This is a genomic window from Myxococcus sp. XM-1-1-1 (genome assembly GCF_020037095.1).
GTDB lineage: Bacteria > Myxococcota > Myxococcia > Myxococcales > Myxococcaceae > Myxococcus > Myxococcus fulvus.
Map to the genome: position 1 here is coordinate 41607 of NZ_JAIQDH010000026.1, position 24241 is coordinate 65847.

A 24241-nucleotide genomic window follows, 5' to 3' on the forward strand; every position below is an offset into this window, starting at 1 on the left:
ATCTTCCGCGCGAGGTCCTCACCCCATGTCGTCCCTCCAGTTCCGAGCTCCCTCCAGGCTCCTGTTGACCGCGCTGTGTCTCACCGCGCTCCTGCCGCTCTCGCGCGCCAGCGCCGAGCCGGGCATCCGCATCCTCAACTCGCTGTCCACCGCGGACCTGGCCTTCAACGCCCTCACCACCAACTCCCGCTCGCTGGAGGCCCTCACCTCGCAGCCGCTGACCACGTACGCCTTCGAGGCGGACGCGCGCCTGCGCCACCAGCTGGAGGACCCGGCCGCGCGCAACGTCATGCACTACCTGGTGGAGTGCGCCCTGCCCGCCACCGCCACGGTGGAGTGGATGGACCGCAAGAAGGAGGTCCACTCCTTCTCGGGCGGCGTGGGCCTGTGCCCGGAGTGGGGCGTGCGCGCGCCGAGCGCCCAGTGCCTGGGCTACGTGAGCGCGTGCCTGCTGTCGCGCAACAACGCCTACGGCCACACGGTGGAGATTTCGATGCGCGGCGAGCACCCGAAGGACTCCCGGCTCTTCAACCCCACCGGCGTCACCCAGCAGTGGCACCCCATGTTCCTGCCCTGCGCGCACGGAGGCCGCGGCGCGTGGGAGGAGTGCGGCTGGGTGGGTGAGGGCGTGGGCAGCTGCACGCCGGGCGAGCAGGTCACCATCGCCGCGGGCGCGCCCCGGCTGGACACGTCGTGCACGACGACGCTGGGCTCCGGCGACGGCGACCGCGTGCTGCGCGTGTGCGCCCAGCCCCGGGGCTGCGAGGCCGCCAGCTCCCTGGCGCTCGGCGAGGGCAACGACTGCGGCGGCGCGCAGCCCAGCGCCACCTTCACCTGCCCCCGCGGCGGCAGGTACAGCGTCATGTCCGCGCCATATGACCGCTCCTCGCCGCCCGGCTCCTGGGTGCGCCCCGCCGTCACCCACGGCCGCTACCCCACCGAGTCCTTCGGCGCGTTCACCTTCCGCGAGGGCGCCTTCTTCGGAAACATCCTGGACCCCAAGGGACTCAACGTGGAGGTGCACATCAACATGGACACCTACGCGCCCTTCCTGTCCAAGCCCGACTTCGACGGCTACCCGTACCAGAACGCCCACGCGTGCTACTCGCGGGACTGGGTGGCGGGCGACGTGCACCTGGCCTCGCGCGTCTGCGCCAACGCCATCGTCGGCGGGCGCAACGCGTACGGCTGCCTGGCGCGCACCGTGGGCCCCTGCGAGCCCGACGCCTTCACCCCCAAGGCGGCCTGCGACGTGAACGACGGCCCCGTCGTCACCGCCGACGGTGACTTCGAGGTCTGCGCCGACACGGAGGGCGCCTACCACCTCGAGTCCATCACCACCGTGCTCAACAGCCCCTGTGACGCGCTGCCCCCCAGCGACCGCGTCACGTGCGACCCCGCGATGTGCGACTTCAGCTACTCCCCGCCCCGCTGCAAGAAGGGCTGTGAGCAGCGCTCCGCCTCCCAGTGCCTGGCGGTGGCCTGCGTGAAGAACCCCAAGCTCTGCGGCAAGAAGTAACCCCCCAGGGCCCCGGGAGGGTCGTCGCCCACCTCCCGGGCTCCACCTCGGGCCCGCGGGGGGTGGGCGACGGCCCGTACACCCCAGGTGTATGAATAAAGCAGGCGGACGGCCGTCCCGACCTGTGTTGCCGCCCGACGGCCACCGCCCCAGGAGCCCCGCCGTGTTCTCTCTTCGTTCCGCCTTGTGTGCCTTCCTCGCGCTGGGCCTGCTGCTGGGCACGACGTCGGCGGAGGCGCGCTTCGGCAAGCGCTCCCGGCCGTCGCAGAGCGACTCGAAGAAGGACGACGACAAGAACGACGACACCCACGAGGCCTCGCCGGTGGGCTCGCGGGATGACGACGACGATGACCGGCCCCGTCGCCGCCGGAGCAACCACCGCCGCCACGTCTCCTCCGGCGCGGGCGACGTGGTGGAGGGCCTGGGCTTCCTCGCCTTCGTGCTCTCCAGCGGCAACCACCGGCTGACCGTCGTGGACGAGCCCCGGCAGCGCGGGGAGCTGCGCCAGGAGCGCCACGCCGCGCCCCTCTCCTTCCGCCTGGGCCTGCAGGGCGGCCCCGTCAACAGCGGCGGCGCGGGGGACTTCTTCATCGGCCTGGAGGGCCGGCGCTTCGGCTTCGACGCGCGCGTCACCGGCATCGCCGTGGACGCCGACGACGGCACCGACGAGACCGACAACCTCACCCTGGTGGAGGCACACCTGACGTGGGCGCTCGTCTCCCTGGAGCGCGCGCGGCTGCGCCTGGAGGCGGGCGTGAGCACCGCCAACGCGCCGGACATCACCTTCGTGGGCCCCAGCCTGGGCCTGTCCCTGGAGGCGTGCCTGGCCGGCCCGCTGGACTTCGAGGCCCGCGCCCAGATGACGCCCTTCCCGTACCGGCAGGTGGACGCGAGCGCCGCGCTGGCGCTGCACCTGGGCGCGCTCGTGCTGCGCGGCGGCTACCGGGGGATGGTGCTCGACGACGCGGGCCAGGTGGACGGCGTGGTGCACCGCGACGGCTTCCACGGCCCCTTCTTCGGCCTGGGCCTCACCTACTGACGCGCTGAGCGGTCTCCTGCCGGGGGTCCGGGCAGTGCGCCTGGACCACGGCCATCAGGTCCTTGAGCCGCACGGGCTTGCGCAGAAGCGCCACCGCCCCCGGGGGACACGGGCCGGACTCCGCGCGCATCCCCACCACCCGCGAGCTGGCGAAGCGCGCGTCCTGCTTCAACGTCTCCAGGAGCGACGGCCCCTGGACACACGGCGCCTCCAGGTCCACCAACACCAGACACGGCACCTCCGTGGCCGCCAGCACCCGCACGGCCTCGCGGGCGTTGATGGCCATGTTCACGTCATAGCCTTCGGCCTGGAGCGCCTCCGCCATCACGCCCCGGAGGTCCGGGTCGTCCTCCACCAGGAGCACGGTCGGCTGCATCACCACATGGGTCACGATTGCCACCCTAGTGCCTCCTTCCCGGGCTGACACGCCTCGTTCCACCCCACGGCGCCTCATTGTCGAACCGTGAGCATCCGCACGGTGCGAGCAGGCGGATACGCCCGGCGCCCGTGGGAGGAGATGCACCGCGCGCGGGCGCTGCGCACCCGTGAGCGTCGGGTACACGAGCCTCGCGCGGCCCGGCTGTCACGTCGTGCGCACTCGGCGCCGTGTGCGCTGCCCACGGCCGTACAGCAGCGGCTGGCCAACGGCCGTCCGCCCTCGGGGGCCATGGCCGGCAAGGGCCGGGCGCCCTTGAATGTCGCTCCCCGTCGTCCCCGTCCCCGAGGAGTGCACCTTGCCCTCATCCAAGGCCGTGCTGGGCTGTGTGCTCGCCGCCACCGTCCTGCTGGAGCCCGCCCTCGCCGAGGCCCGCTTCGGCAAACGCTCCTCCTCGTCGTCCCCCGGCCGTGCCGGGCGCGGGTCGCCGCGCCGCGAGCACCCCTCCTCCCCCGCGGGACAACCTCGCGACGGCGCGCCCGCGCCCCACCCCGCGACGGCCATCGACACGAAGCCCCCGCGCGCGGACGACGACGACGCGCCCCGGAGGAGACGCCGGCGCGTGAGGGCCCCGGCGACGGGCGCGCTCGTGGGCGTGGGCGCCGCGGCGACGGGCACGTCCACGCTGCGCTCCAGCGCGAGCACCACGCGCCGGCGCGACGAGCCGGTGCCCCTGCTGGTGCGCATGGGCGCGCAGGCGGAGTGGCTCAAGGACGGCAGCGGCATGGGCGTGTTCATGGCCATGGAGGGGCGGCGGCTGGGCGTGGACACGCGCCTCACCGGCCTGTCGCTGAAGGCCGACGACGGCTCCGACACCGAGGACCGAATCACCCTGTTGAGCGCGCGACTGACGGCGGCGCTGTGGGCCAGCGCCCGGGGCCGGATGCGCGTGGAGGCGGGCCTGTCGAGCGCGCACGCGCCCGGCATCATCTTCGTGGGGCCCAGCTTCGGCGCGTCCGTGGAGGCGTGCATCGGCGCGTCCCCCCTGGACGTGGAGGCAAGGCTCAACGCCACGCCCTTCCCGCATCGACAGGTGGACATCCAGGCGGGCCTGGCGGCGCACCTGGGCGGCTTCAACGTGCGCGGCGGCTGGCGCGCGCTGTACCTCAACGACGCCGGACACCTGGACGGCGTCGAGCATGAAGAGGGCTTCGGCGGACCCTACTTCGGCCTGGGCCTCACCTTCTGACCTCCCGCGCGCGATGGGCGAGCGCTCGCCGCCCAGCGCGCGACGACGACGACAGGCCGGAGCCACCTTCCACGAGGAAGGCTCCGACCCCCTGCTCCGACTACTCGTCCGACGCCGCGGCCATGGGCGCCGAAGCGCCCTCGCCGACGTCCGACACCGTGGTGAGCCCCGAGCCGCGCTTGCCACTGCCCTTGCGCTTGGGCGGCGCGGGCGGGGGCGCGAGCGTCGGCGCCGAGCCGAACAGCCGCTCGTATGTCTCCGGCGCGTTGATGTTCACCAGCACCCCAGGGTCCTTCATGGGCACCCGGCGCACGCGCATGCCCTTGAGCACCGTCTCCAATTGCTCGCCGTCCGCCGCGCGCAGCCGCTCCGCCATCCCGCGCGACATCATCACCGGCCACCCCGGCGCGCCCTCGAACTCCGGACGCAGCATCTCGTCGGAGTCCCCCATCAGCTTGAGCATCGACTTCACCGTGTTGGTCCTGAGCGCCGGCATGTCCACCGGGTGCAGCACCACCACGTCCGCCCCCTCCGCCAGCGCCGCGTCCAGCCCCGTCTTCACCGAGGCCATCTGGCTGTCGCGCCACTGCTCGGACTCCCGGAGGTCCATCCCTGGATGCTGCTTGCGAATGGCCTCCGCGTCCTTCCCCACCACACCCAGCACCTGACAGCCCGCCTTGACGAAGGTCGACGCCAGCGACTGAAGGAAGCTCTTGTCGCCTTCGTGCAGGATGAGCGCCTTGGGGTGGGCCATCCGCCGGGCCTCGCCCGCTGCGAGGATGATCGCCACTGCCTTCATACCAAGCCTCCTCCGTCCCCCGGGGAATCGAGTGCCTCTTGGCCCGGGGCCACCGGGAACAGGCTGTGACCTCTCGGGGGGATTTTGAGCCCACCCCTCGGTGCGAGCCGTCAGCCGGCCCCCAGTCACTTCCCGCGCCGCGTCCGAGTGGCGAGAGCTGGAGCGTGCGCCCTCCGCAGACGCACGGCCCGCCTGCTCGTCCGCACCGCCCCGGAGGCTTGCTTCCCCTGCCCGGGGCCCGGAGGGCCTGGCGCGCTTCAATGCAGCCACCGGGGTGATGGCGCGTGGAGCAGCAGCGTCGTCGCGGGGGCCACCGTCTTTTCTTCCGTCCCCGCCAGCGCCTTGGCGGTCAGAATTTCAGCCAGCCGCGCCAGCGGCGCGAAGGCGGACAGCCGGCGCAGCTCGTCCTCGGACACCTCCCCCAACCACGCGCCGTCACGGCCATCCACGACGGACAGCGCGTGCACCGCGTGGTGGTGCATCACCTGGAGCGCCGAGAGGACGGTGTCCTCCGGGAAGAGCGTCACGGCGCGGGAAACGAGCATCTCGAACTCAGGGCTGCGGCACATCGTCACGGAAGGCCTCCAGAAAGCAGGCGTCAGGCGCCTCTGATCCACCCCCGTAGCAAGTGCCTTGCCGGGCCTGGATGACGGTTCGCCAGTCGACACACAACCCGCGACGCCGGATGCGCGATAATCCCCCTTGCGACCGCAGCCACCCCTCGACGCGTCCGTGGAGTCACCGCGATGAGCATCAAGCCCCTGCCCTCCTCCACGTCGTCTGCCGCGGCGCGTCGTACTCCCGAGCCCGTGGCCGCGCGCCCGGCGGAGGCGCCCAAGCCCAACCTGCTCGAGCGGATGGGCCAGGGGCTGCAGAACGTCGCGCGCGAGGCCAACCGGCTGGTGGACGGCTTCGAGGCGAAGCTGCCGGACCTGTCGCGCCTGGGTCTGCCGAAGCTGCCGGGCGCGGGGAACACGCCGTGGGCCGGCATCACCCTGACGGGCAAGCCGCTCCAGATTCCGCTCGACAAGCTGCTGCAGGTCGACCTGGGGGATTTGCGCAAGGTGCTCGAGCGCATCCTGCCGCCGAAGATCGACGACAAGCAGGGCAAGCAGCTCGTCGCGCAGACGAAGGACTTCCGCGACACGCTGGGCCAGGTGCGCTCGCTGGCGGCGCAGCTGGACATGCTGCCCTCCACGCACCCGCGCTATCCGCAAGTGAAGGCCGCGCTGGAGAAGGCGGAGGCGCAGCTCACCCAGACGACGGGCTACACGCGCGCCACCGCGCCGCGCCCCGGCTCGCTGTGGTTGGATCCGCAGTTCCTCGCCAAGGAGCTGCCCGGCGGCCAGGTCCACGCGAGCCGATTCCCCACGGGCACGCCGGTGACGAAGCCGCCCTCCGCGCTGGACATCGTGTCGGGTGGCGACGCGAGGAAGGCCGCCGAGTACACGGCCTCCGTCGCGCAGAACCGCGCCGAGGCGGGGATGCCGGTGCAGGGCGGCGAGCCCATGGGCGTGCACCTGAGCCTGGAGGGCGGTGGTGGCAAGGGCAAGCGCTACGCGGCCATGTTCGCGGAGATGCGCGACCTGGGCGTGGTGCCGGTGAGCCTGACGGGCACGTCCGCGGGCTCCATCGCCGCCGCGTTCGCCGCCACGGGCGCCACGCCGCAGCAGATTGAGGACGTGGCCAAGGACCCGCGCCTGGGCCAGTTGTATGACTTCGACCTGGACCTGAACGACGGTGGCCTCCTGGATGGCCAGGCCGCGTTCGACCTGTTCGACCAGAAGCTGCGCGAGCTGACCGGCATCACCGACCGGCCCGTCACCTTCGCGGACCTGAAGATTCCCCTGCAGCTGGTCGCCGCCAAGGCCTACGACAGCGCGGTGCCGGACGGCGGCTTCAAGAGCGCGCAGGACCGCATCTTCGTCTTCAGCCAGGAGACCACGCCGGACACGCCCGTGGCGCTCGCCATGCGCGCCTCCATGGCCATCCCCGGCGTGTTCGACCCGGTGCAGGTGGTGGACCCCGTCACCGGCCGCCAGATGCACCTGGTGGACGGCGGCACGCTGGACAACCTGCCCATGGGCTACGCGAAGAACGACCTGCCGCAGATCGGCGCGTCGCTGCAGTCGCGCGGCGGCACGCACCCGTCCAACGGCACCGCGCAGCCCAAGCCGCTGCCCACCGGCCAGCTCGACACCGACGACGCCCTCTGGAACGGCTTCAACGGCTACGCGATGCTCAAGGACAACGCCACCGAGGCCCAGGACTGGCGCGACAAGGCGAAGCCCGGCGCCAACCAGTTCATGCTCGCCGTGCCCACGTGGAACCTGGATGACCCCAAGCAGGGCAACAGCGTGCTCGGCTTCGGCTACGACGCCAAGGTGGACCCCAAGCTGGACCAGCAGACGCGCCAGGTGACGCGCGACTTCCTGCGCGAGTTCATGGACGACATGAAGGTCCCCGGCTCGCGCGGCACCAACCTCGTCACCCAGGTCCCCAAGGACCTGAAGTTCAGCGAGGACGTCCAGATCTGGGGCGAGAAGTTCCAGGTGACGTACAGCGGCGGGGACACCGTCGTCGCCACCGCCGCCAATGGCAAACGTCACGAGGTCCGGCTCGGTCAGAAACAGATTGAAGCCCTCTGGTTGGATGGACAGACGTTCAAGGACTTCGACGCGCAGCTGTCCCACGTCCTCAGCGACGTGCGCAGCGTGCGGCCCTCCTGGCTCCCGTTCTGACGCGCGGTGCGGGGTTTGCGCCCCCGCTGCAACCTTGCACCTCCGGATACCTGGACCCACCCGGGGCGCCTTGCTGCGCACCCGGGTGTCGTCATTACGGTGTTTCAGGAACATCCCCTTGGAGGTCCTGAATGCAAGCGGAGCGAGGGCGGGCCTGGGTGCCCTGGCTGGTGACGGTGCTGGTGGTGCTGCTCGCGGGTGGCGTGCTGTACCTGGCGCACCGGGGCTCGGTGCAGGCCCAGGCGCAGGCGGAGGAGGCGCGCAAGGCGGCGGACGAGGCCACCGCGCGCGCCCGTGACGCGGACGCCGCCCGTCAGCAGGCCGAGGAGAAGCTCGCGGCGCTGCAGACCGAGCACACGAAGCTGACGACGGAGAAGGAGCAGCTCAATACGGAGAAGGAGCAGCTCACCCAGACGGTGCAGGAGCAGGAGGCGGAGCTCGCCAAGCTCAAGGCCACCTATGACGACCTGCAGGACAAGATGAAGGCCGAAATCGCGGAGGGCGCCATCAAGCTGTCGCAGGCCCAGGGCCGCATCCAGGTGGACCTGGTGGACAAGGTGCTCTTCGACTCCGGCGACGCGAGCATCAGCAAGCGCGGCCAGGAGGTCCTCAAGCGGCTGGGCGGCGTGCTGGCCAAGGTGGATGACAAGGCCATCCAGGTGTCGGGCCACACGGACGACTCGCCGCCGTCGCAGAAGCTGCAGACGACCTTCCCCACCAACTGGGAGCTGTCCGTGGCGCGCGCCGTCAACGTGGTGCGCTTCCTCCAGGAGCACGGCAACGTGCCGGCGCGCCGGATGCTCGCCGCGGGCTATGGCGAGATGCGCCCCATCTCCGCCAACGCCACCCCGCAGGGCCGCGCGCGCAACCGCCGCATCGAGGTCCTGCTCATCCCCGACCTCGCGGCGAAGAAGGCCGGCGTGAGGACGGCGCGCGACACGCGCTGAAGCCAAGACACGCGTGAGACATGTGACACGCCCCCTGGGCCTGAAACATGTCTCACGCGGGCAGCCCCGCTACTTCTTCTTCACGGACTCGAGCAGCTTGCGGAAGGCCTTCTCAGACGCCGCCACGCTCTTCTCCGGCCCGGTGAGCTTGAAGAACAGCGCGCCCTCGGGCCCCTCCACGATGGCGCCCAACAGCCGGTAGCCGGGCTTGGGCGTGGACGGGCCCATCATCGGGCCGCCGCCCGCGTACGTGCCCTTCACGTCCACCGTCGTCACCGGCATGCCGTTGAGCTTCTCCGTCTTCGTCTTGGCCACCTTGTCCACCGGCTTGCCGTCCGCCGTCTGGAACTGGCCCAGCCACCGCTTCACGTTGGCGTCCACCGCGCCGCCCTGGCCCTGGCCGAAGTAGAACACCGCCAGCTCCCCCCCTTCCGCGTCGCCCTTCGCCGCCGGCAGCTTGTACGTCGCCGCGCGCATCGGCCGCTCACCCTGCGCTTCCCACTCCTTCGGCGCCGTCCACGTCAGCCCTCCGGCCTCCTGGGCCGACGCCACCATCGCCACGCACGTCACCAGCACACTCAGCAGTCGGTTCATCCGCTGAGCGTACCGGTGTTCGAGCCCGGCGCAGTGTGTCAATGACAGACGGTGCCACCCGGGCATACGGTCGTGCATGACTGACACGACGCGTCAAGTCCCATCGCTTTCGGCCAACCCACTTACGTGGTACGCCACGCGACTGTCACCTAGTCCTGCAGTCCAATCCTGGACTCGGAGGGGGTTGTATCCATGAAAAAGGCGTTGTTCCTCGGGGCTCTGGCCCTGGGCACGGTAGCGTGTGATCCAGAGATCGCGCAGGACCCGGCGGTCGACCCGGCCGACGTCCAGGTCGCGGAGTTCGACCCCTCCGCGTCGCCTGCCGTCGTCCCCTCTCCGAATGACCTGGCCATGGGGGTGGATGCCAATGGCGACCCCATCGTCAACGCTCCGGCCAACCCGAACACGCCCGCCGCGGAGCAGGAGTTCACGCGGGACTACCTCAACACGCTCAACGGCTTCCCGACGACGGTCATCGCCACCACGGTGGTGAAGAACCTGAACCCGGAGACGGTGAACGCGTCGACGGTCAAGTTCATCAACCTGTCGGCGGCCGTGACCGGCCCGGTGACGCCGACCATCGGCTACCGCGAGGCGACGAACCAGATCACCGTCATCCCGCCGCAGCCCCAGGGCTGGCCCAAGGGCGGCAAGTACGCCGTCGTCATCGTGGGCGGCGACAAGGGCGTGAAGACCAAGGACGGCAAGTCCATCATCGGCACCGCCACCTGGTCGCTCGCCAGCTCCACGCTGCCGCTGGTCAACTGTCCCGACAACAACCTGGCCTCCGACAACTGCACGCTGGCCACCGAGCTCATCCCGTCCTCGGAGCGTGACCCCGCCGCGCGCCTGGCGGACCAGCTCAACAGCGCCAAGCGCCTGGAGCAGATGCGCCGCGGCTACGCGCCCCTGCTGGACCTGGTGTCCGCGCAGAACGGCCTGGACCGCAACGACCTGGTGCTGGCCTGGACGTTCAGCATCATGAACCAGCCGGAGATGACGTTCGACCCCACGAACAGCATCATCCCCTTCCCCAACGACCTCTTGCGCGTGCCGCGCACGGCCACCGCCCCCGCGCGCCTGAACCTGCCGGTCCCCCCGGGCACGGGCACGGTGCAGGACCTCATCAAGGGCCTGAACACCCTGGATGGCTGGTCCACCACGGCCCCCATCATCTCCGAGAACGGCCCCACCCGCGGCATCATCGAGGCGGACCTCAAGGTCGACCCGGCCACCGTCGCGCTGGGCAAGCAGGTGCTGTTCGTCAAGCTGACCCCGGGCGGCAGCCAGCCCAAGGTCAAGGTCTGCATCAACTGCGCGTCCAGTTCCAAGCGGGACGGCTCGGCCGCGGACCCCGCGCCCCAGCAGCTGCAGATCATCCCCGAGATTCCGCTCGACCCCGCCAGCCAGTACGCCGTGGTGGTGCTGCGCGGCGTGAAGGAGCAGGCCGCCGAGGGCGCCAAGGCCCGCGCCGTCGCGGTCCCCGCGGCCCAGGCCCTGATGAAGCTCGCCTCGCCGCTGTTCGTGGACGGCAAGAGCCAGATTTCGGCCGTGCCGGACGCCACCGCCGCCGCGGTGGAGCCCGCTCGCGCCGCCATGAAGCCCCTGTTCGACGCGCTGGCCGCCAACGGCATCGCGCGCAAGGACATCCTGCTGGCGTGGGCCTTCACCACCCAGAGCACGCACACCGTGCTGGACTCGCTGCACAAGGTGCCCGCCTCGCCGCTGCCGGACTCCCCGGTGTCGCTGGTGGACCAGACGGCCAACATCATCGGCGCCATGGAGGCGCTCAGCCTGGAGCACCAGCACGTGGGCCGCGCGCTCGCGGGCACGTTCCTGTCGCCCTTCCTCCTGGATGACGTGAACGGCGCGCTCAACCCCGCGCGTCCCCAGCACCTGGACCACATCCCGTTCCTGCTCATCCTGCCGGCCACGCCCGCTCCCGCGGGCGGCTACAAGACGGTGGTCTTCGGCCACGGCCTGGGCGGCAACCGCACCGACGCGCTGGCCATCACCAACAAGCTCAACGAGGCCGGCTACGCGGTCGCCGCCATCGACACCGTGTTCCACGGCGAGCGCACCAGCTGCGCGGGCATCACCGCCGCCTCCGGCACGGGCCCCATCACCACGCCCGACATGGCCTGCTCCACCGGCACCTGCGACGTGACGCCGGGCAGCGCCACCTTCGGCCGCTGCGTCGCGCCGGACACGGCCATCGCCTGCAACCCGGTGGGTGGCGGCGACGCCACGTGCGCCGCGGCCGGCCAGGGCGTGTGCCTCAACACCGGCAAGTGCGAGGGTGGCGACTTCCGCCGCGCCTCCGCGGGCAGCCCCCCGGTCGTCTCCAGCTGGAACTTCCTCAACCTCACCAACCTGTTCGCCACGCGCGACAACTTCCGTCACCACGTGCTGGACATCTCCCAGTTCACGCGCGTGCTGGCGAGCGACGGCCTGCGCGGCATGCTCAACCAGATGTCCGAGGGCAACTACATCAACGCCACCACGGTGGACTACGTGGGCCAGAGCCTGGGCGGCTTCCAGGGCACCCTGTCCGCGTCCGTCAACGAGCGCATGCGCCGCGTCGCCCTCAACGTCCCGGGCGGCGACTTGGTGGACACGCTGCTGACGTCCACCAACCCGACGTTCGCCGCGCGCCGCGAGGGCTTCCTGTCCTTCCTCGAGTCCGTGGGCCGCGTCTCCGGCACCCCCGGCTTCGACGAGTTCATCGTCCTGGCGCGCACCATCCTGGACCCGGCCGCGCCGCGCAACTACGGCTGGTACCTGGAGAACTTCGACAAGGCCCCCGAGGGCCGCGAGGCGTTCATCCAGTACATCCAGGGTGACGAGGTGATTCCGAACCCGGTGACGCAGGGCCTCATCGCGTCCGCCAACCGCACGGGCGCGACGCGCACGGTGCAGAGCTACATGGCGCAGATCGACCCGCTGCCCACGTCCGCCCGCCACGCGTTCCTGCTCATCATCAACGCGCAGGACCCGGGCAACGCGTTCCTCCGGAGCGTGCGTGACACGGCCCAGGCCCAGGTCATCCAGTTCCTCAACACGGGCACGGCGAACGAGTAGTCCTGACGGACAGGAAATAGGGGAATGACTCACATGAAGAAGACACTGTCCCTCGTCGCGCTCCTGGCCGCGGGTAGCTCCCAGGCGGCCGGCTTTCAGATCAACACCCAGAGCGCCCGCTCCTCGGGCATGGGCAACGCGGCGGCCGCGTGGCTGGACGACTCGTCGGCCATCTACTCGAACGCCGCGAACATCCTCGGTGTGAACAAGCTGGACGTGCAGATTGGTGACACCGGCATCCTGCCGGCCATCAAGTTCACGCCCGACAACGGCACCGAGCAGGGTCAGAAGACGACCCTGTCGCCTCCGCCGCACCTGTTCCTGGTCTACAAGCCGTTCGACCGGGCCGCGGTGGGTCTGGGCATCTACACGCCCTTCGGCGCGCGCAGCCGCTGGGAGGATGGGTTCGTGGGCCGCTTCCGCGCCCAGGAGTCCGCGCTGTCCGTCTACAACATCAACCCGACGGCGGCGTACCAGCTCCACGAGCGCTTCCGCGTGGGCGGCGGCATCAACATCTACCGCTCCACCCTGGAGCTCAAGCGCGCCCTGGGCTTCGTCGAGTCCGAGGGCCAGGTGCACCTGGGCGGCAGCGACTGGGGCTGGGGCTACAACATCGGCGTCCAGGCCGTGCTGTGGCCCAAGCTGGTGACGTTCGGCCTGCACTACCGCAGCGCCGCGGACCTGTCGTTCAAGGGCCAGGCGGACTTCCAGAACGTGCCGGTGGAGTTCCAGACGCGCCTGCCGGACACGCGCGTGCAGGGTGACGTCACGCTGCCGGCCACCATCGCCGCGGGCATCGCCGTCACGCCGATGGACAACCTGAAGATCGCCTTCGACGCGAACTGGGTGGACTGGTCCTCGTTCCAGGAGCTCGCCATCGAGTTCCCGGACAACCCGGCCATCAACAACCCGCTGCCCAAGCAGTGGCGCGCGAAGTGGAACTACCACCTGGGCGCCGAGTACGGCGTGACGCAGGCCTTCCAGGTCCGCGCCGGCCTCATCTACGACCCGGCCCCCAGCCCGGGCAGCACGCTGACGCCGGACCTGCCGGACGCGAACCGCTTCGGCGTGTCCGGTGGCCTCGGCTACAACTGGAACGGGCTGCGCGCGGACTTCGCGTACCAGTTCGTCAGCCTCTCCGACAAGGAGAGCTCGGCCCCGGGCATGTCCGGCGTCTACAACGGCTCCGCGCACGTGTTCGGCCTGACGCTCGGCTACTCCATGTAGTCGGCTGACGCCGCGCCGGTCCGCTCCGTCGGGCCGGCCGCGTCGCGACACGCCCGGGTCTCCCGCATGGGGAGCCCGGGCGTCGTCGTTTCAGGGCTCGCGCCTCAGACGCGCAGGTCACCGTCGTGCAGCACGCGGCCCGACGCCAGCACGCGCGCGGAGCGCTGCAGTCGCTCGGTGCCCATGCGCATGAGCTGTCCCTTCAGGCCCGGCTGGCTGAGCAGGTGCTTCTCGAACGCGGCGCGAGGCAGCCGCAGCACCACGCCCACGCCCTCCGCGCGCACCGTCGCGGACACCGGCTTGTCGAGCAGCAGGGAGATTTCGCCGAACACGTCCCCCTCGTGCAGCTCCGCCAGCGCCACCCGTCGGCCATCCGGATGAAGCAGCCACGGCGTGCACCGTCCACGCAGGAGCACGTAGAACGCGTCACCCGGCTGCCCCTGTGTCAGCAGCACCTCGCCCTCGGCGATGGGGCGCAGGCTGAAGTCCAGGCTGAGCGCGGCCTTCTGCGCGGGCGTCAGCCGGCTGAGCAGCGGGTTGCTGCGCAAGAGGTTGTCCACCAGCCTGCGCCGGTAGAAGTCCTCCACCACCCGCGCCACGCGCGGCTGGCGCGCGGACACGGACGAGAGCGCCTCCCGCGTCAGCTCCAGCAGCACCGCGCGCTCGGTGACGACGACGCTCGCCAGCCGCGGACCCTCGGACACCAGCGCCAGCTCGCCGAAGACGTCCCCGGGCGCCACCGCGCCCACCACGGCGCGCTCCCCGTTCTCCAGCGCGCGCGCGACGTCCGCGCGGCCCTCCACCAGCACGAACATGGACGCGCCCGCCTCGCCCTCTTGCACCACCGGCTGTCCGGGGAAGAAAGCGCGCGCCTGGAGCACGTCCACCAGCGCGACGAAGTCCTCGCGGCCCAGTCGGGAGAACAGCCCCGCGACGCCGTCCTCACACGCCTCCGAGCACAGCGCGAAGCGCTCGGCCAGCGCCGCCTGGGTGCGCGCCCTCACGGAGGCCGGCGCACCCAGGCGCCCCAGGGCCACGCACGCGGCCACCGCGCGCAGGGGTTGCAACGCCTTGGCCCAGGCCAGCGCGGCGGCCTCGTGCGCGGCCGCGGCGTCGCTCGTACGGCCGAGCCACTCGAGCAGCTCCGCCACCTGCTGGCGCACCTCCGCGTCGTCGGGGGCGTGCTTCAAGAGCGCCTGGTACTCGGCGAGCGCCGCCTCCAGCTGGCCCTGCCGGGCGAGCTGGACCGCCCGCTCCCTCCCCTCGACACGCGTGTCCGCCATCCCGCCATCCTACCGTCCCCGCGCGTCCTACGTGCTGAGCACCCGCACCCGCTCCGCCAGGTTGTGGGTGAACAGCCGGTAGATGCGCAGGGCCGCCGCCTCGTGGGTGGCCAGGTAGTGCTGGAAGTCCGCGCGCGTCACGCGCAGGGCCCTCACCGTGGAGCTGGAGCGCACGTGCGCGGACGTGGGCCCGTCCAGGATGAGGGAGATTTCCCCCAGCCACGCGCCGGGCCCCAGCGTGTTGAGCCGCCGGGCGTCCGGCCCCGGACCGCTCGACACCTCCACCGTGCCCTCCAGCAGCACCAGGAGCCCCGTGCCCCGCGCGCCCTTCTCCAGCACCGTGGTGTCCTCGGGGATGACCACCTGCCGCGCCACGCGGTAGAGGTCCTTGAGGTCCTCCAGCGCCAGCTCCCCGAAGATGGGAATCGCCTTGAGGTACTCGTACCCGTCGGGCGTCGCGCCCGGCCGCTCGGCCACCGGCGACGAGGACTCCCCGGACGCGGGCGAGCCATCACTCAAGCCCAGGTGCCGGAGCAGCCGCAGGTGCTCGGCCTTGAGCACCTCGTCCTCGCGCGCGGCCGCGGACTCCTGCCGCGCATCCGCCAGCAGCACCAGCGCGCGCATGGACTCACCCTGCTCGTCGAGCAGCGCGCACATGCGCAGCACCGCCTCGCGTCGGCGGGGGTGCTCGGACGGCACGCCGCGCAGCGCCTCCAGTTCCGCGTGCGCATAGCCCAGCGCGTGGTACACCTCCGCGGCCTCCAGCGGACGCTGCAGCCGCGTCAGGCAGTGCGCCATGGACTCGCGCGCCTCCAGCGAGCGGTACAGCTCCAGCGCCCGCTCCAGCGCGCCGCCGCGCTCGAAGGCCGCCGCCGCTCTCGCGGGCTCTCCGGCGCGCAGCCACGCCTCCGCCGCCATCAGCAACGAGCCCGCCTGCTCATGCAGCGCCGCGGCCTCGGAGTCCGCGCCCTGGGCCTCCAGCAGCCGCGCCGCGCCCGCGAAGTCCCGCGCGCGCCGCAGCACGTCCACCAGCGCCGTGCGCGCCTGTGCGGGCACGTTCGCGGAGTCCACCAGCACGCGCTCGCGCTGCCCGGGGGACAAGTCCTCGTAGGCCCGCACCGCCACGTCCACCGCTCCCTGCATCACCGCCTCCCACACCGAACGTGCAGGGCCACCCATGGGCAGACGTCGCCCCCGGGCGCCCTCCTCGGGAATGAGGTCGGACCTCTCCGCGGCCCCCGCCATGTCGTGCTCCCCCCTGCCACAAGTCTGCGTCGTGCGTAGCAGACCGGCCGCCACGAGGCGAGTCCCCCACGGGTCACCCGCACCCGTGAAGTGGTGGCTGCAAAACCTTCCGCCCACACCATCGCCACGTGGGGTGGGGTGGCAAAGCGCCGCACCCGTCCGCACGAAACCCTCCGCTATATGTGGGAGGCCCAATCGTTAAGGTCCGGGATGGGCCGTCACCATCCCGGGAGCCCCGTCATGTCGCATCAGCACCCCCACCGTTGGAGCCAGGTCCTCTGCCTGCTGGCCGTGTGCGCCGGGACGACGGCGAGCGCCCACGCGGGCCTGCCCGAGACGTCCAACGTCACCCTCCGCCGAGGCCACCCGGAGGACTTCTTCCTGGGCGCGACGTTCGGCGCGGTGATTTCGCGCGACGCCGGCAAGACCTTCCGGTGGATATGCCCGGACGCGATGGGCTACGGCGGCTGGAACCCCACGGCCTACCTGTGGCGTGAGGCCGGCGACCTCATGGCGGCCACGGGCAGCGCGCTGCTGCGCTCCCCCGACGGCGGCTGCTCGTGGAACACGCACCCCTACTTCAAGGACACCTGGGTCTCCGGCCTCGCGGCGCACCCCACCGATGACCGCGTGCTGTACGTCGTCACCTCGCGGCACGGCAGGCCCAATGGCCTGTACCGCTCCCAGGACGGCGGCGAGACGTGGGCCCCGTCTCCCCTGCTGCGCCAGGGCCTGGTGCTCAACGCGGTGCGCGTGTCCCCGGCGAACCCCCAGCGCCTGTACGCGACGGGCAAGGAGGAGGGCCGGATGCTCCTGCTGCGCAGCGACGACGCGGGCGAGACGTGGCGCGAGGTGGTGCACACGCTGGCGCCGCTCTTGTTGCCTTACGACTTGATGGTGGAGGCGGCGGACCCGGTGTCGGCGGACATCGTGTGGGCGCGCGTGTCGTCGCAGGGCTCCACCTTCATGCTGCGCAGCGACGACGGCGGCGAGACGTTCGTCAACGTCTCCGAAATCCAGGACGTCTTCATCAACATGGAGCTGTCCGCCGACGGCAAGACGACGTGGGTCGGCACGCTCAACCACTTCTTCCGCGGTCCCTCCACGGGCCCGCTGGACATGCTGACGCTGCCCACGGGCAACGCGTGCGTGCTGCGCCAGGGCGACACGCTCTACGGCTGCGGCTCCACGTGGCTGCACGACTGGGCGCTCGCGCGCAGCACGGACCAGGGCAGCACGTGGGAGCACCTGTTCGGCCTCTACGAAATCCAGGGCACGCACCACTGTCCTCGCGGCACGCCGGTGCGGGACCTCTGCCCCAGCCGCTGGCCCCAGCTGGCCGAGCAGCTCGGCGCGCCGCTGTATCCGGATGGCGGCGTCGAGGAGCCGACACCCGAGGACGCGGGCACGCCCGACGCGGGAGCGCCCGACGCGGGAACCCCCGATGCAGGCTCCACTCCTGAACCCCCGCCTGGTCCCAAGGGGTCGGGAGGTTGCGGGGCGATGGGTGGGAACATGGCGCCGCTGCTGATGTTGCTGTCCCTCTTCACCCTGCTGCGCCGTGGTCGGCGGCGTGTGCACTCCACGACAGGTCCCCTCCCATGAAGCCCCTCTCGCGCAGCCTCCTCTGGACCACCTCCGCGGCCGCCCTGCTGGCCCTGACCTCCGCCTGCGGTGACGACGAGCCCACCGGCTCCCAGTGTGGCGAGCCGCTCTACGGAGGAGACGCCACGGACGAGGCCTGGCGAGCGCTCGTGGACGCACGGAACCTGGCGAAGGCGGACGCGGAGGCCACGGCGCTGTCCTCGCCCCAGAGCAACGCGCGCTACGCCTTCGACGCGGCGGCGCCGACGTGGACGTGGGACTCGTCGCTCGCCCAGGCACTGCCCCGCTCCAGGCCCGCGGGCGCCTTCGACACCGCGCGCACGATGCTGGCGACGGCGGGACAGTGGCTGCTGCCCACCGCGCACGCGCACCTGCCGCCCTTCACCGGTGACATCTACTGGGTGCAGGTGACGGTGCCCGGACGCGAGTGCCCGGTGGAGATGCTCACCTCGAACCTGTCCTGGCAGCTCGACGCCGCGACGTGGGACACGCTCAAGGCCAACGCCGGCAAGGACCTGTCCGTGCAGGTGACGAGCGCGTACCTGCTCCAGAACCGCATCCAGGAGGGGCCGTACCTGTTGGCCCAGCCCGTCACCTTCCGCATCGAGCCGGAGGCGCCATGACGCGACGACTCGCGCGCGCGTGGGTTCCCGCGCTGGGACTGCTGCTCGGCGCCTGCTCCGAGGACAAGAGCCCCTTCGATGGCGTGAAGCCGCCGGACGGCCTCCAGTACGAGCACGAGACGCCGTGGACCGAGGGCAGCACCGTGCCCCCTCCCGGTCCGGGCGGACGCGTCCTGGTGACCAACAGCCTGGATGACACCGTGAGTCTGTTGGAACTGGATGGCGCCACCACGCCGGGCTGGCGGGAGCTGGCGCGCGTGCCGGTGGGGCTCAACCCGGTGGAGCTGGAGGGCCCCCACCACACGGCGGTGTCACCGGACGGCGCCTTCTATTACGTGGGCATCTCCAACTACGTGCCGGGCGGCGGCTCGGGTCCCCACGGCGCGCACGGCACGGGCTCGGATGACGGCTACTGCCTGAAGCTGGACGCGCGCGACAACCGGCGGGTCGGCGCGGTGCGCGTGGACCCCAACCCCGGCGACGTCATCGTCAGCAAGGACGGCAAGACGCTGTACCAGTCGCACTTCGACACGCTGAAGATTGTCGAGGTGGCGCGGCGCGGCGGCACCGAGGAGGAGATGCACGCGCGGCTGGCCATCATCGACGCGGAGACGATGACCCGGAAGGGCATGGTCTCCGTGTGTCCGGCGCCGCACGCCATCCGCCTGTCCCCGGACGAGCGCACCGCGTACATCGCCTGCTGGTCCGACGAGGTGGCCATCGTCGACCTCACGGCGCTCACCGAGAAGCCCCGGCGCGTGAAGGTGGCCCCCGGCGCGGGCACCGCCATCGCCCCCCGGCACCAGCCCTACGCGCTGACGATGTCGCCCACCACGGGCGATGTCTGGGTCAGCTCCATGGCGAGCCGCGAGCTGCAGGTGTTGGAGTCCGCGACGAACACGATGAACGCCGCGCGCACGATTCGCCTCGCGGGCGCGCCCATGTTCGGGGACTTCAGCCAGGACGGGAAGACGCTCTACGTGCCGTACCAGGGCGTGGAGGCGCTGCTCGTCATCGACGCGGCCACAGGCAACATCCAACGCGAAATCGACCTGGCGCCCGAGGGCTGTCTCAACGCGCATCAAGCGACGCTGACGCCGGATGGCAGCCACGCGCTCGTCGTCTGCGAGGGCGACCACGTGGGCCCCGGCACGCTGCACGCGGTGAACCTGGACGACGGCGCGGTGGTGAACACCGTGCGCGTGGGCATCTTCCCGGACTCGGTGAGCATCCTCGGAGGTCGTCGATGAGCGGCGCGTCCTGGAAGCTGTGGCCCTGCGTGACGCTCGCGCTGTTCGCCTCCGCGTGTGGTGACGAGGTCGAGCCGCCCACCGCGGCGCAGTACGGCGAGCTCTTGTTCCGCGACGCCCGCCTGTCGGAGAGCCAGTTCAACGCCTTCTCCTGCGCCACGTGTCACGCGACGACGCCCACGCCGCTCGATGGCCGCATGGACTCCGGCTACACGCTGCACAACGTCGTCTCGCGTCCGGACTGGTGGGGCGGCTACGAGACGAACCTGCTGGACGCGGTGAACTTCTGCTACGTCAGCTTCATGCGCGGCGTGCAGCCGCTGCCGGTGGACTCGCCCCAGAGCCGCGCGCTGTACGAGTACCTGGTGAGCATCAGCCCGGATGCCCAGGCACCCGCCCTGCCCTACACCGTGGTGAAGGACATCGTGGAGGTGCCTCGCGGCAGCATGGAGCGCGGACAAACCGTGTATCGCGCGGCCTGCCAGGAATGCCACGGTGAACTCCATACAGGCGCGGGGCGCCTGACGGAGCTGGCCTCCATCCTGCCGGAGGTGACGCGGGATTACGACGAGCTCTTCCCGGGTATCCCCCACTCGCTCGTCGTCATCGAGAAGGTGAGACACGGCCAGTTCTTCCACATCGGCGGCAACATGCCCGCCTACAGCCTGGAGGCCCTCTCCGATGCGGACATGGGAGCGCTGCTGACGTACCTGGGGCTGTAGTAGGAAACCCGCATGGGTTTCTTCAAGAAGCTGTTCGGGTTCGGGAAGAAGGTCGAGGACACGCAGGCGGCGGTGGACCCTCGGGAGTACCTGCTGCGCGAGACGGAGTCGGTGTTGAACGCCGACCCCGCCGTGTCGCAGGTGACGCGCCTGCCGGGCGAGTACGGGTTGAGCTTCCTGTACCACGGCAAGGAGATGCGCACGTACCTGGAGAACCTCTTCGCGGAGACGCGCGAGGTCTCTCCCGAGGAGCGCACGCGCATCATCGAGCGCTTCATCAGCGCCATCTCCAGCCCGAGTGGCAGCTCGCTCACCTGGGAGGAGGCTCGCGAGCGGCTGTTGCCCGTGCCGCGCGCGGCCTCGTTCGGCGGCCAGATGCCGACGGGCGCGCACGCCTCCAGCTTCATGGTGGAGCGGCGCACCATCCCCTTCCTGCGCGAGCTCTTGGTGGTCGACCTGCCGGAGACGAGCATGTACGTGCAGCCCGACCTGCTGGAGCAGTGGGGCGTCAGCGTGGACGAGGCCTTCCAGGCCGCGTACGCCCACCTGGACACCCTGCGCGACGTGGGCGTGGAGCTGCAGGAGGAGCGCCCCAGCCCGCTGTGGTCGGTGGACTCGAACGACACCTACGAGGCGTCGCGGCTGCTGCTGCCGGGCTTCCTCGCGTCCTTCGCGGGCAAGGTGAAGGGGCGCCCCGTGGCCGCCATCCCCACGCGCTCCATGATGCTCATCACCGGGGACCAGGACCCGGTCATGCTGGAGCGCTTGTGCGACGTGGCCGAGCGGGAGCACGAGGCGAGCTCGCGCGGCATCTCCTTCGCGCTCTACACGGTGGATGACGCGGGCCGCGTGGTGCCGTACCGGCGCCCGGGTGACGACGCGCTCGCGCAGCGCATCCGCGGCAACCACGTGCGCTTCGCCATGGGGGAGTACGGCGAGCAGAAGGCGCTGCTCGAGGCCCAGCACCAGTCGAGCGAGCTGGACGTGTTCGTCCCCAGCTTCAGCGTCATCGTGCGCGAGCGGGACAGCCGGCCCATCTCCTGGTGCAGCTGGGCCCGCGAGGTGGACTCGATGCTGCCGGAGACGGACGTGGTCATCGTCGAGGCGGCCCAGGAGGGCTCGGACGAGCTGTGCATGGTGCCCTTCGCCGAGGTGCTCCGGTTGGCGGGCCACTGCCTGACGCCCGTGCCCGGGGCGTGGCCTCCGCGACACCGGACGCTGTCCTGGCCGGACGACGCCGTGCTCGAGAAGCTGCGCGCCGCGAAGGTCGACCCCGGCAGCATCGTCGACCCCTGAGTCGAGCGAGGTCAGCCGGCCTCCGGCCCGTGCGTCCGCGGCGGGCCGTTTCACACCGAGGAGATGACGAGATGCTCGCCTGCGTGGACGTGGACTACCGCGAAGACCTCACCGTGGCCGCGTGCGTCTTGTTTCGCGATTGGGTCGACGGTGTGGAGGCCGGGCACCACGTGGACCGCGGGCCTCGCGCGGCGGAGTACGAGCCCGGCCAGTTCTACCGCCGGGAGCTGCCCCACCTCTTGCGCGTGCTCGCCCTGGTGACCCAGCCGCTGGAGGCCATCGTCGTCGACGGCTACGTCTGGCTCGGCCAGGACAAGCCGGGGCTCGGAGCCCATCTGCATGAGGCGCTGGGGCGCGCCGTCCCCGTCATCGGCGTGGCCAAGACGTCCTTCCACTCCAGCGACGTCGCCCTGCCGGTGCTGCGCGGCCAGAGCCAGCGCCCGCTGTTCGTCAGCGCGGTGGGCCTGAGCACCACCGCCGCCGCCGAGTCCATCCAGCGCATGCACGGCGCCTCGCGCATGCCCACCCTGCTGGGCCGCGTGGACCGGCTGTGCCGCGAGTCGTGAGCGCCCCTGACACGCGCGTCGCGCCCCTGCGCCCGCGCCGTGTCCTCCACGAGTGACTGTCGCTCTGAGGCCGAGTTCCACACCCCTGGTATGGGCCTTGCTGGATGGGCGGACCCATGCGCCCATCGCGTCGTCCTCGGAGTCATCATCTGGTGACGGGGTTGCTGCTCGCCCTCGTCATCTCGGCGTGTCCCCCGGAGCCTCGCGCCCTCACGCGCGCGGAGGTGGAGTCCATCACCTTCACGCGGCTGGAGCGCTTCAGCTCGGAGGCGGAGCTCGACGCGCACCTGGCGCGGGTGGAGGCGATCCGCTCGAGTCTGGCCACGGGGGGCGGCCCCGTCATCGGCTGCGGCGGTGAGCACGCGGACGGAGAGCCGTCCCCGCAGACACCCGACGAGCCGGAGCCCTCCATCACCCACAACCAGGAGGCCGGCGTCGACGAGGGCGACATCGTCAAGGCGGTGGGGGACTGGTTCGTGGTGCTGCGGCGGGGACGGCTCTTCACGGTGCGCCAGGGGGAGGGCGCGCTGGAGCCGGTGACGCAGGTGGACGCGCACGCGCCGGGCTTCACCCGAGGCACCTGGTACGACGAGATGCTGGTGTACGGACGGCGCATCGTCGTCGTGGGCTACAGCGATTCGGTGAACGCGACCGAGCTGGGCCTGTTCCGCCTGGATGACGCGGGTGGGCTGACCCACGAGGCCACGCACTTCCTCAGCTCGAGCGACTACTACTCCACCCGCAACTACACGAGCCGGTTGGTAGGCGGCACGTTGGTGTTCTACCTGCCCTATCATCCCCTGTCGGGCGGCACGGTGTCGCTGCCGTCCACGCGTGCGTGGGTGCGTGGCAACGAGACGACGGCCTGGCGCCCCATCCTCTCGCGACTGGAGGTGTTCAAGCCGGTGCAGACCACGTTGCAGCCGATGCTGCACACGGTGGTGCGTTGTGACCTGGACGCGGCGGAGTTCACGTGCACCGCCAGCGCGTTGATGGCGCCCGTCTCGCGGACCTTCTACGTGTCGCGGGACGCCGTGTACCTGTGGGTGTCTCCGGGGTTCGAGTGGTGGACGGTGGAGGATGGGACGCGGAGCACGCCTTCCGACTCGGTGGTGTATCGGTTGCCATTGGACGGGGGGAGCCCGGGGCGCTTCGCGCGCGAGGGGTACCCATCGACCAGTTCTCGTTCCGGCAGAATGAAGACGGGCACCTGGATGCGTTGCTCGTGGCCACGGGCCAGGGCGATTCGATGTGGGGGCCGGAGCTGACGCGGGGCGATGGACGCTTCGCGCTCCTGCGTGCGCCGGTGGCGGCGTTCGACGCGGAGCTGCGCGGGCTGCGCGCGGAGCACTTCACGGTGCTGCCGGGACCGGTGACGGGCACGCTGCGGAATCGCTTCGTGGGGGACCATGTGCTGTGGGGTTCGGGCGATGCGACGAATCAGGGTTCGAGTCGAGGTGAGCACGCGGTGTGGGTGACGGACGTGCGCGTGCCCTCGGACGTGCATCGGTTGGTGCTGGAGCACTCGGTGACGCGGCTGGAGCCGCTGGGGAGCACGGGCGCGCTCGTGGTGGGGCAGGACTTGTTCGGATTGAGCTTGAGCACGCTGGCGCTCACGGAAGGTGGGCCCGTGAGGAGTGACTCGCTCTCGCGCCCCGGAGCGACCCAGGGCGAGACACGCAGTCACGGGTTCTTCTTCAAGCCGGAGGGGACGGGGGGCGGCGTCATGGGCTTGCCCGTGCGGATGCAGGGGGGCTCGTGGAGTCACTTGAGATACGGCTCCGCGGAGGTGTCCTTCCTGCGGGTGGGCGCGGGATTGCGATTGTCGAGCCTGGGCGCGCTGGAGGCGTCCACGGAGGCTCGTGATGACGGGTGCACCAGGTCGTGCACGGACTGGTACGGCAACGCGCGCCCCATCTTCTACCGGGACCGCGTCTTCGCGTTGATGGGCTATGAGCTCGTCGAGGCCCGCGTCACCGAGAGCGCCGTCGAGGAGTCGTCTCGCGTGAGCTACCTGCAGCCGGGACGCTGAGGCCGCCCGGGAACGTGGGTCCGCACATGAAGGCAGCAGGCCGACGA

General features: G+C 71.1%; 21 protein-coding genes. 15 read left to right on the forward strand and 6 right to left on the reverse strand.

Annotation, left to right across the window (positions count from 1 at the left end; all coding sequences use genetic code 11):
• Window positions 1-25 precede the first annotated feature (25 nt).
• Together K8640_RS35625 and K8640_RS35630 are read left to right on the forward strand one after the other, a co-directional pair.
• Window positions 26-1519 (forward strand): hypothetical protein, encoded by a 1494-nt coding sequence (locus K8640_RS35625; protein ID WP_223751160.1) that lies wholly within the window; start codon window positions 26-28, stop codon window positions 1517-1519.
• Window positions 1520-1682: 163 nt separating this feature from the next.
• Window positions 1683-2558: a hypothetical protein gene (locus tag K8640_RS35630; RefSeq protein ID WP_223751161.1), complete on the forward strand. Its 876-nt coding sequence runs from the start codon at window positions 1683-1685 to the stop codon at window positions 2556-2558.
• Here the strand turns inward: K8640_RS35630 and K8640_RS35635 are convergent.
• Window positions 2548-2958 (reverse strand): response regulator transcription factor, encoded by a 411-nt coding sequence (locus tag K8640_RS35635; RefSeq protein ID WP_223751162.1) that lies wholly within the window; start codon window positions 2956-2958, stop codon window positions 2548-2550. The two genes, K8640_RS35630 and K8640_RS35635, sit on opposite strands and share 11 nt — an antisense overlap.
• A gap of 334 nt (window positions 2959-3292) precedes the next feature.
• On the opposite strand from K8640_RS35635, the gene K8640_RS35640 reads away from it, so the two are divergent.
• Window positions 3293-4183, forward strand: coding sequence for a hypothetical protein (locus tag K8640_RS35640; protein WP_223751163.1), 891 nt, complete (start codon window positions 3293-3295; stop codon window positions 4181-4183).
• A gap of 100 nt (window positions 4184-4283) precedes the next feature.
• Here K8640_RS35640 and K8640_RS35645 read toward each other — a convergent pair whose 3' ends face one another.
• Together K8640_RS35645 and K8640_RS35650 are read right to left on the reverse strand one after the other, a co-directional pair.
• Window positions 4284-4982, reverse strand: a complete 699-nt coding sequence (locus K8640_RS35645) for an NTP transferase domain-containing protein (RefSeq protein WP_141324256.1) — start codon at window positions 4980-4982, stop codon at window positions 4284-4286.
• A 257-nt stretch (window positions 4983-5239) separates the two neighbouring features.
• The gene (locus tag K8640_RS35650; protein WP_141324287.1) at window positions 5240-5551 is read right to left on the reverse strand and encodes a hypothetical protein; all 312 of its coding nucleotides are present in this window, start codon (window positions 5549-5551) and stop codon (window positions 5240-5242) included.
• Window positions 5552-5728: 177 nt separating this feature from the next.
• Here K8640_RS35650 and K8640_RS35655 point away from each other — a divergent pair, with 177 nt between their 5' ends.
• Window positions 5729-7723 (forward strand): patatin-like phospholipase family protein, encoded by a 1995-nt coding sequence (locus K8640_RS35655; protein WP_223751164.1) that lies wholly within the window; start codon window positions 5729-5731, stop codon window positions 7721-7723.
• Window positions 7724-7854: 131 nt separating this feature from the next.
• Window positions 7855-8670, forward strand: a complete 816-nt coding sequence (locus K8640_RS35660; RefSeq protein WP_223751165.1) for a flagellar motor protein MotB — start codon at window positions 7855-7857, stop codon at window positions 8668-8670.
• 69 nt (window positions 8671-8739) lie between these two features.
• Here K8640_RS35660 and K8640_RS35665 read toward each other — a convergent pair whose 3' ends face one another.
• On the reverse strand, window positions 8740-9264 hold the full coding sequence (locus tag K8640_RS35665) for a hypothetical protein (RefSeq protein ID WP_223751166.1): 525 nt from the start codon (window positions 9262-9264) through the stop codon (window positions 8740-8742).
• A gap of 192 nt (window positions 9265-9456) precedes the next feature.
• Between K8640_RS35665 and K8640_RS35670 the strand changes: the two genes are divergently transcribed.
• Both K8640_RS35670 and K8640_RS35675 read left to right on the forward strand, forming a co-directional pair.
• Window positions 9457-12345, forward strand: a complete 2889-nt coding sequence (locus K8640_RS35670; protein WP_223751167.1) for a hypothetical protein — start codon at window positions 9457-9459, stop codon at window positions 12343-12345.
• 33 nt (window positions 12346-12378) lie between these two features.
• Complete coding sequence (locus K8640_RS35675; RefSeq protein ID WP_223751168.1) at window positions 12379-13572, forward strand: OmpP1/FadL family transporter; 1194 nt, start codon at window positions 12379-12381, stop codon at window positions 13570-13572.
• A gap of 104 nt (window positions 13573-13676) precedes the next feature.
• On the opposite strand, the gene K8640_RS35680 is transcribed toward K8640_RS35675, so the two are convergent.
• Together K8640_RS35680 and K8640_RS35685 are read right to left on the reverse strand one after the other, a co-directional pair.
• Entirely contained in the window at window positions 13677-14855 is a 1179-nt protein-coding gene (locus K8640_RS35680) for a cyclic nucleotide-binding domain-containing protein (protein WP_223751169.1), read from the reverse strand.
• A gap of 27 nt (window positions 14856-14882) precedes the next feature.
• On the reverse strand, window positions 14883-16100 hold the full coding sequence (locus K8640_RS35685) for a cyclic nucleotide-binding domain-containing protein (protein ID WP_370640430.1): 1218 nt from the start codon (window positions 16098-16100) through the stop codon (window positions 14883-14885).
• A gap of 240 nt (window positions 16101-16340) precedes the next feature.
• On the opposite strand from K8640_RS35685, the gene K8640_RS35690 reads away from it, so the two are divergent.
• From K8640_RS35690 to K8640_RS35725, 8 genes are all read left to right on the forward strand, one after another.
• Window positions 16341-17705, forward strand: a complete 1365-nt coding sequence (locus K8640_RS35690) for a hypothetical protein (protein WP_223751171.1) — start codon at window positions 16341-16343, stop codon at window positions 17703-17705.
• Window positions 17702-18328, forward strand: a complete 627-nt coding sequence (locus K8640_RS35695; protein ID WP_223751172.1) for a hypothetical protein — start codon at window positions 17702-17704, stop codon at window positions 18326-18328. Before K8640_RS35690 ends, K8640_RS35695 begins: the two co-directional genes overlap by 4 nt.
• The gene (locus K8640_RS35700) at window positions 18325-19578 is read left to right on the forward strand and encodes a YncE family protein (RefSeq protein WP_223751173.1); all 1254 of its coding nucleotides are present in this window, start codon (window positions 18325-18327) and stop codon (window positions 19576-19578) included. The genes K8640_RS35695 and K8640_RS35700 overlap by 4 nt, the downstream gene beginning before the upstream one ends.
• Entirely contained in the window at window positions 19575-20300 is a 726-nt protein-coding gene (locus K8640_RS35705) for a c-type cytochrome (RefSeq protein WP_223751174.1), read from the forward strand. The genes K8640_RS35700 and K8640_RS35705 overlap by 4 nt, the downstream gene beginning before the upstream one ends.
• 12 nt (window positions 20301-20312) lie before the next feature.
• On the forward strand, window positions 20313-21596 hold the full coding sequence (locus K8640_RS35710; RefSeq protein ID WP_223751175.1) for a DUF1444 family protein: 1284 nt from the start codon (window positions 20313-20315) through the stop codon (window positions 21594-21596).
• Window positions 21597-21667: 71 nt separating this feature from the next.
• Window positions 21668-22162: an endonuclease V gene (locus tag K8640_RS35715; protein WP_141324268.1), complete on the forward strand. Its 495-nt coding sequence runs from the start codon at window positions 21668-21670 to the stop codon at window positions 22160-22162.
• 116 nt (window positions 22163-22278) lie between these two features.
• Window positions 22279-23430, forward strand: a complete 1152-nt coding sequence (locus K8640_RS35720) for a beta-propeller domain-containing protein (RefSeq protein WP_223751176.1) — start codon at window positions 22279-22281, stop codon at window positions 23428-23430.
• A complete protein-coding gene (locus K8640_RS35725; protein WP_223751177.1) occupies window positions 23388-24194 on the forward strand; it encodes a hypothetical protein in 807 nt (268 codons plus the stop codon). Before K8640_RS35720 ends, K8640_RS35725 begins: the two co-directional genes overlap by 43 nt.
• Window positions 24195-24241 lie beyond the last annotated feature (47 nt).

Excerpts from the sequence above, each read along its gene's own strand:
- K8640_RS35720 (WP_223751176.1), top strand. The coding sequence starts at position 22,279 with ATGCGCCCATCGCGTCGTCCTCGGAGTCATCATCTGGTGACGGGGTTG.
- K8640_RS35705 (WP_223751174.1), top strand. The coding sequence starts at position 19,575 with ATGAGCGGCGCGTCCTGGAAGCTGTGGCCCTGCGTGACGCTCGCGCTG.
- K8640_RS35710 (WP_223751175.1), top strand. The coding sequence starts at position 20,313 with ATGGGTTTCTTCAAGAAGCTGTTCGGGTTCGGGAAGAAGGTCGAGGAC.
- K8640_RS35625 (WP_223751160.1), top strand. The coding sequence starts at position 26 with ATGTCGTCCCTCCAGTTCCGAGCTCCCTCCAGGCTCCTGTTGACCGCG.
- K8640_RS35695 (WP_223751172.1), top strand. The coding sequence starts at position 17,702 with ATGAAGCCCCTCTCGCGCAGCCTCCTCTGGACCACCTCCGCGGCCGCC.
- K8640_RS35665 (WP_223751166.1), bottom strand. The coding sequence starts at position 9,264 with ATGAACCGACTGCTGAGTGTGCTGGTGACGTGCGTGGCGATGGTGGCG.
- K8640_RS35645 (WP_141324256.1), bottom strand. The coding sequence starts at position 4,982 with ATGAAGGCAGTGGCGATCATCCTCGCAGCGGGCGAGGCCCGGCGGATG.
- K8640_RS35685 (WP_370640430.1), bottom strand. The coding sequence starts at position 16,100 with ATGGCGGGGGCCGCGGAGAGGTCCGACCTCATTCCCGAGGAGGGCGCC.
- K8640_RS35700 (WP_223751173.1), top strand. The coding sequence starts at position 18,325 with ATGACGCGACGACTCGCGCGCGCGTGGGTTCCCGCGCTGGGACTGCTG.
- K8640_RS35690 (WP_223751171.1), top strand. The coding sequence starts at position 16,341 with ATGTCGCATCAGCACCCCCACCGTTGGAGCCAGGTCCTCTGCCTGCTG.
- K8640_RS35675 (WP_223751168.1), top strand. The coding sequence starts at position 12,379 with ATGAAGAAGACACTGTCCCTCGTCGCGCTCCTGGCCGCGGGTAGCTCC.
- K8640_RS35660 (WP_223751165.1), top strand. The coding sequence starts at position 7,855 with ATGCAAGCGGAGCGAGGGCGGGCCTGGGTGCCCTGGCTGGTGACGGTG.
- K8640_RS35715 (WP_141324268.1), top strand. The coding sequence starts at position 21,668 with ATGCTCGCCTGCGTGGACGTGGACTACCGCGAAGACCTCACCGTGGCC.
- K8640_RS35655 (WP_223751164.1), top strand. The coding sequence starts at position 5,729 with ATGAGCATCAAGCCCCTGCCCTCCTCCACGTCGTCTGCCGCGGCGCGT.
- K8640_RS35670 (WP_223751167.1), top strand. The coding sequence starts at position 9,457 with ATGAAAAAGGCGTTGTTCCTCGGGGCTCTGGCCCTGGGCACGGTAGCG.
- K8640_RS35650 (WP_141324287.1), bottom strand. The coding sequence starts at position 5,551 with ATGTGCCGCAGCCCTGAGTTCGAGATGCTCGTTTCCCGCGCCGTGACG.
- K8640_RS35680 (WP_223751169.1), bottom strand. The coding sequence starts at position 14,855 with ATGGCGGACACGCGTGTCGAGGGGAGGGAGCGGGCGGTCCAGCTCGCC.